We start from the raw sequence: 5,377 nt of genomic DNA, 5'->3' as shown, positions 1-5,377 counted from the left end.
TTGCTTTTCGTCATAACCATCATCCTTACTTAAGTTGATGGTCTCCGACAAACTCGGAGCGATTCAGCAGGTTTTGACGACATGAAGTTTATTATGATGCTGACGACCAAGGGCGCGGCCTTCCAGGCCCATCTACAAGAGGACTTCGCGCAGTCCGGATATGAGGTTTCCCGTGGAAACAGCAACGCAAAGATGGACCTGATTGAGGTGACCCGCGACCAGCTGAAGATGTCCAAGGCCTTTGGCCAGCCGACCCAAGCTCTGGAAAGCTTTCTTGACGACATAGTGGATATCGCTGCGGAGCAGGCGGCGCCGCCACGCGCGCCGATCACTCTGGTACGGGGGGGCGATCTCGGCACGCTTGTGTTGTCGCAGGCCGACCGGATCTAGCGCTGGACTTAACCGGGCCCGATCGGGTCAGCGGACATACCGGGGGGGCGGGGGCTATGGAAATGGCCTCCGCCTCCTGTTTTATTTGCGGTCAGGGTTTGCATGGGGTCGGCCTGGGGGCCTCGTCTCAGGGCATCTCCCCTTAGACGGTCTGGCGGGGTGAGGCGGGGCTGAATCAGGCCTTGGAAGAGATTACTTTTTCGTGATATTTTTCAGTGTGATAACGCACATTTGATGTGTCGCGAGGAGCTCTGCTTTTCCATCAAGGCAGGAATGCGCTGAGCGCATGCGATGTGTGATCTTCCTCACATAAACAGACGCGATATCGGCCTAAAGGTGCCGGGCACTGGGCGCGATTGGCAACATTCCGCGCAGTTCATGCCGTGGGTTTCCAGCCGTCAGTCCATCCGGAATTTCAAGGATGCTGCGGCGAAGACGCCCTTGGTAATCAACGTATGAGGTGCAGCCGCCGGGGATGGGGCTGCCGTGCCGCGTCGAAACGTCAGGAGACATCTTTATGACCACCACACTCACAACCAGAGCCATTGCTGCCACTGTGGCTGCGATGCTTGCCGCTCCTGCATTTGCAGGCCCGACTTATGAAAACAGCACCGGCGGGTCGTTCACCTGGTACGGCCAGTTCGACCCCGCGTTCCAGTACTACGATGATGGCGCTGAAACCTACAGCCGTCTCGTGGACAACTCCGGTTCCAACTCCCGCATCGGTTTCCGCCTGAAGCAGGCCTATGGCGAGAACACGCTGACCTTCGCCTTCGAAACCGCATTTGGTCTGCGCTCTTCCTACAGCGTCAACCAGACGTCCAAAGGCGACAACGTCAGCTGGTCCCGCACCAACCTGCGCCACGTGGACTTCCAATTCGACACTGCACGTTACGGCCGTTTCTCGGCTGGTCAGGGCTCGATGGCGTCTGACGGCATTGCATTCGCCGATGCCTCCGGCACCGGTCTGGCTGCTGGCACAGCGGTTGCCGATCCGGCTGGCGGTTATGCGTTCCGCACCGCAGGTGGTGCTCTGAGCACTGTGTCCGTCGGCGACGCCTTCAAGGACTACGACGGCAGCCGTCTTGGTCGTGTGCGCTATGACTCCGTGAACTTCAACGGTTTCACCTTCTCGGCGTCCTACGGTACCGACATCCTGAAAACCAACAACGACCGCGAAACCTATGACGTCGCTGTGCGCTACAGCAACGACGAGCTGGGTGATTTCGGGTTTGACGCAGCTCTGGGCGCAGCCTGGACCGAGGAAACCGGTAAGGCAGACATCCGTGACGTCGCGGGCTCCTTCGGCGTCGAGCACAAGCCGACCGGCCTGTCGCTGACCGTTGCTGCAGGCGAGCGTGACATTGCTGGCAGCTATGCCTACGCCAAACTGGGCTACAGCGCGAACCTGATTTCGGCCGGTTCGACCTCCGTCTCCGTCGACTACTACGATGGTTCGGACATGGTTACTTCGGGCGATTCTGCTGAATCCTGGGGCATCGCAGCCGTTCAGAAAGTCGATAAGTACAACGTCGAAGCTTATCTGGCCTACCGCGATTACTCCTATGCGGACACTTCCGCGACCAACTACCAGGACAGCAACGTGATCCTGGCGGGTGCGCGCTGGAAATTCTAAGTCCCGGGTATCCGGACTGCTAAAAGACGAGAACACGCCCTGCGGGGCGTGTTTTTCATTTCGGGGTCGGTTTCACCCAACGAAACCCTCATAAACCTGCCCAATGTCGCACCGAAGGGGGCAATGCCTCTTGCACCGAAGGCCCCAGACACATAGAAGGCCTCAAATTGTCTGGGGGCGGAGCCTGCGCGCGCGCCCCGAATCTCTATGAGGTATAGGATGCAGGTCACCGAGACGCTGAACGAAGGTCTGAAACGCGGCTACGCCATCACTGTCACAGCCGCCGAGCTGGACGAGAAGGTCAACGAGAAGCTGGCAGAAGCGCAGCCCGAAGTGGAGCTGAAAGGCTTCCGCAAGGGCAAGGTGCCGATGGCCCTGCTGCGCAAGCAGTTTGGTCAGCGTATGCTGGGCGAAGTGATGCAGGAAGCCGTCGATGGCGCCATGAACAAGCACTTCGAAGACAGCGGTGATCGTCCGGCGATGCAGCCCGAAGTCAAGATGACCAACGAAGACTGGAAAGAAGGCGACGACGTCAACGTCGAGATGTCCTACGAGGCACTGCCTGAGATTCCCGAAGTCGACCTGTCCGTCATCTCGGTTGAGAAAATGGTTGTCAAAGCCGAAGATGAAGCCGTCGAGGAAGCGCTGCAGAACCTGGCCGACACCGCCAAGGATTTCGAAGCCCGCGAAGAGGGCGCTGCGTCGGAAGATGGCGATCAGGTCGTGATCGATTTCGTTGGCAAGGTTGACGGCGAAGCCTTCGAAGGCGGTTCCGCCGAAGATTACCCGCTGGCGCTCGGCTCCAACTCCTTCATCCCCGGCTTCGAAGAGCAGCTGGTCGGCGTGAAGGCCGGTGAGGAAAAAGACGTTACCGTCACCTTCCCCGAAGACTACCAGGCCGATCACCTGGCCGGTAAGGAAGCCGTGTTCTCCTGCACCATCAAAGAGGTCAAGGCGCCGAAGGCCGCCGAGATCGACGACGAACTGGCGAAGAAATTCGGTGCCGAAGATCTGGAAGGCCTGAAAGCCCAAATCCGTGAGCGTCTGGAAGCGGAATACGCAGGTGCAGCCCGCGCCGTGATGAAGCGCGCGACCCTGGACAAGCTGGACGAGCTGGTCTCCTTTGACCTGCCGCCGTCGCTGGTCGAGGCCGAAGCACAGCAGATCGCCCACCAGCTGTGGCACGAGGACAACCCGGACGTCCACGACCACAACCACGGTGAGATCGAAGCGACCGAAGAGCACACCAAACTGGCCGAACGCCGCGTGCGCCTTGGCCTGCTGCTGGCCGAGCTGGGCCAGAAGGCAGAGGTCGAAGTGACCGACGCGGAAATGACCCAGGCGATCATGGCGCAGGCGCGTCAATACCCGGGTCAGGAGCGCCAGTTCTTTGAATTCATTCAGCAGAACGCTCAGATGCAGCAGCAGCTGCGTGCGCCGATCTTCGAGGACAAGGTCATCGACCACGTCTTTGATCAGGCGACCGTGACCGAGAAAGAAGTCTCGAAAGACGATCTGCAGAAAGCTGTTGAAGAGCTGGACGAGGAGTAATCCTCTCCCTCCAGTAGTTGTTGAAAGGGCCGCCCGTCAGGGACGGCCCTTTTTCATTCTGATACAGGGAATGCGGGCCACATGGACACCACAAGCCGGTTCAGGTCCTCAGGCCGGTTTCCTTCAGCATGCCGCGGCGCTTGGCTTCGTAGTAGTAGCCACGCGAGTAATGTTTGACTGCGGTGTCCTCGCTACCATCGGCAAGCAGCCAGGCGCCGCGCAGGTATTTCACCGAGAATTCAAGGTTGGTGTCTGCGTCCAACAGGTCCTGTGGCTTGCCTTTGAAGCCCATCGAACGCGCGGTGGCGGGCAGAATCTGCAACAGGCCGTAGTAGGGCCGGTTGACGGCTGTTGGGCGATGGGTGCTCTCCCGTACCGCCAGCCGGTGCACCAGAGAGCGTGGCACCTCGTAATGGTCGGACCAGTAATTAATCTTCTTGCGCAGGTCCGGGGTTTCATTGGGAAACAGTGGCGGCTCGTTGCGGCTGACGGCCTGAGGGGCAGCGCCGCAGCCCGCGGCAAGCAGCGGCAAGGCCAGCAGAGAGAAGACATGACGTCGGTGCATCGGGGAACTCCGGGCAACAGGAACAGAATGGATCCGTGAAGGGCGCTCCCTCTGGGGAGACGATGGGCACCGGTGGATCCGTCACGGCAGACTAGTCATGCTTGAGAATGGCCACAATCGGGGGGAAGCGCAGCGCTGTTTCATCGGCAAGTCTTCACCGATCCATGAGGGGGGCAGCGCCGCTGAAAGGGGTGTGAGCGCCCGTTTCAGGCGCGCAAAAGTCCCGTTATGGAGCCATTGGCACGTACCGTCGGCAGCTTTGGCGGGCGTCCGCCGATATCAGGAAAAGTGCAAACAATTCTAATTTATAAGGCTTTGAGACTGTGCCGAATTTTGTGCCTGACGCGTTTTGTTAGGCCATTGGGAAGCGGTCTTCGAACATGATGGCGAACTGGCTTCTGACAGCGTGCCATTCGCGCACCGAACGCTTCCACTCGGACGATGTAGCATTGAGCGCGAGATAGATCAATTTCGCCGCCGCGTCGTCGCTTGGGAAATGGCCTCGGGTTCTGACGGCTCGGCGGATTTTCGAGTTCAGCGCCTCAATGGCGTTCGTGGTGTAAATCAGCCTGCGGACCTCGGGCGGGTAGTCGAGGAACGGGATCACCTCGTTCCAAGCGCGCCGCCAGCTCGGTGCGATTGCCGGATACCGTCTTGCCAGATCGCTTTCCTCGAACTCAGCCAGAGCCAGTTCTGCAGCATCGGCATCCACTGCCGTGTAGATCGCCTTTAGAGCGGCCGCGACGGCTTTGCGGTCTTTGTAGCTGGCGAAGTTCATGGAATGGCGCAGGAGGTGGACAATACAGGTCTGAACCCGCGTCTGGGGAAAGGCAGCCTCGATAGCCTGAGGGAAGCCCTTCAGCCCGTCCACGACGGCGACGAGGATGTCCTGGACGCCCCGGTTTCGCAGGTCGTTGAGAACCTTGGCCCAGAACTTTGCGCCCTCATTGGCCTGAAACCACAGACCCAGAACGTCCCGCGTGCCATCCGGCAGTACCGCGAGGGCCACGAAGACCGCCTTGTTCGAGACCGCCCCATCGCTGCGGATATTGACCCGGATCGCGTCCATGAAGACGATCGGATAGCAGGGTTCCAGAGGGCGGTTCTGCCAGGCGGTAACCTCCTCCATCACGGCGTCGGTGATCCCGGAAATCAGGCTAGGCGAGGCTTCGACGCCATAGATTTCCTCGATATGTCCCTGGATCTCGCGGGTCGTCATGCCACGGGCATACATG

The 5,377-nt window shown here is 59.6% G+C and carries 5 protein-coding genes; 3 read left to right on the top strand and 2 right to left on the bottom strand.

The window, feature by feature from the left end:
* Window positions 1–81 precede the first annotated feature (81 nt).
* The 3 genes from C6W91_RS14150 (at window position 82) to tig (ending at window position 3,577) form a co-directional block, all read left to right on the top strand.
* Window positions 82–390, top strand: a complete 309-nt coding sequence (locus tag C6W91_RS14150) for a hypothetical protein (RefSeq protein ID WP_370570948.1) — start codon at window positions 82–84, stop codon at window positions 388–390.
* Between the two features lie 517 nt (window positions 391–907).
* On the top strand, window positions 908–2,026 hold the full coding sequence (locus tag C6W91_RS14145) for a porin (protein WP_274834305.1): 1,119 nt from the start codon (window positions 908–910) through the stop codon (window positions 2,024–2,026).
* A 219-nt stretch (window positions 2,027–2,245) separates the two neighbouring features.
* A complete protein-coding gene (gene tig / locus C6W91_RS14140; protein WP_065270427.1) occupies window positions 2,246–3,577 on the top strand; it encodes a trigger factor in 1,332 nt (443 codons plus the stop codon).
* 100 nt (window positions 3,578–3,677) lie between these two features.
* Here tig and C6W91_RS14135 read toward each other — a convergent pair whose 3' ends face one another.
* Window positions 3,678–4,142, bottom strand: coding sequence for a lytic transglycosylase domain-containing protein (locus tag C6W91_RS14135; RefSeq protein WP_065270426.1), 465 nt, complete (start codon window positions 4,140–4,142; stop codon window positions 3,678–3,680).
* A 352-nt stretch (window positions 4,143–4,494) separates the two neighbouring features.
* Window positions 4,495–5,377: IS256 family transposase (locus C6W91_RS14130; RefSeq protein ID WP_370570947.1), on the bottom strand; the 883-nt coding region annotated here is incomplete at its 5' end.

Origin of the sequence: Phaeobacter sp. SYSU ZJ3003 (assembly GCF_041300735.1) — a bacterium.
Lineage (GTDB): Bacteria > Pseudomonadota > Alphaproteobacteria > Rhodobacterales > Rhodobacteraceae > Phycobacter > Phycobacter gallaeciensis_A.
This window is presented reverse-complemented; position numbering and strand designations above follow the sequence as displayed.

Coding starts and splice junctions, on each gene's coding strand:
- C6W91_RS14145 (WP_274834305.1), top strand. CDS start 908: ATGACCACCACACTCACAACCAGAGCCATTGCTGCCACTGTGGCTGCG.
- C6W91_RS14135 (WP_065270426.1), bottom strand. CDS start 4,142: ATGCACCGACGTCATGTCTTCTCTCTGCTGGCCTTGCCGCTGCTTGCC.
- tig (WP_065270427.1), top strand. CDS start 2,246: ATGCAGGTCACCGAGACGCTGAACGAAGGTCTGAAACGCGGCTACGCC.
- C6W91_RS14150 (WP_370570948.1), top strand. CDS start 82: ATGAAGTTTATTATGATGCTGACGACCAAGGGCGCGGCCTTCCAGGCC.